Below are 701 nucleotides of genomic sequence, written 5' to 3'. Positions count from 1 at the left end.
GCGCACGCCCGCGCTGTAGCGCGCCACCAGCTGGCGCAGCGGCGCGGCGGCCTGCAGCAGCGTGTGCCGGTCGCGCTCGGGCAGCGGCGCCACCACCTCCTCCACCGCCTCCGCCACCGCGCGCACGGGGAACTCGGGCAGTGCGCGCAGCGCGGCGGCCACGGAGGCGAAGTCGGGCACGGGGCCGGCGGGCTCGGGGGAGCCCAGCGGCGAGGTCGCGAACCGTGCGCGGTCGCTCTCCTCGCCATCGTCGCCGCCACCGCCGCCGCCACCGCCGCCGCCACCGCCCGGCACGCCGCGGAGCTCGTAGGCGGCGGTGAGCACGCCCAGCGCACGCGCATTGTCGCGGCGGTAGCGATCGGCCACCGCGTGCAGGCGGCCAGAGAGGGCAAAGGGGATGCGGCCGGCCAGCACGCTCAGCGCCTCCTCCAGCTCGTACAGCGGCAGCATGGGGTGGCTGCCCGCGCGATCAAAGTCACGCAGCGCCTCCTCCAGCATGTGCGCGGGCACCAGGTAGCCGTCCAGCGCGTGCCGCAGCGTGCGCAGCGCGGCGCGCAGGGCAAAGTGCGGCTTGCGCGCTCGCGCGGCCACGTCGCCGCCCGCCGACACGGCGCCACTGGCGCCACCAGCAGAGCTGCCGCTGCCGCTGCCGCTGCCGCTGCCGCTGCCGCTGCCGGTGCCGGTGCCGGTGCCGGTGCCGC

1 protein-coding gene is annotated in these 701 nt (G+C 78.3%); it reads right to left on the bottom strand.

The features are described 5' to 3' along the window. A partial coding sequence (locus tag ACK4SE_RS14010; protein ID WP_409693941.1) for a hypothetical protein occupies positions 1–701 on the bottom strand: 701 nt, incomplete at both ends.

It is taken from the genome of Brevundimonas sp. (assembly GCF_046293315.1).
Lineage (GTDB): Bacteria > Pseudomonadota > Alphaproteobacteria > Caulobacterales > Caulobacteraceae > Brevundimonas.
Note: the sequence above shows the minus strand (reverse complement) of the source record. Positions and strands in the feature narration are given on the sequence as shown.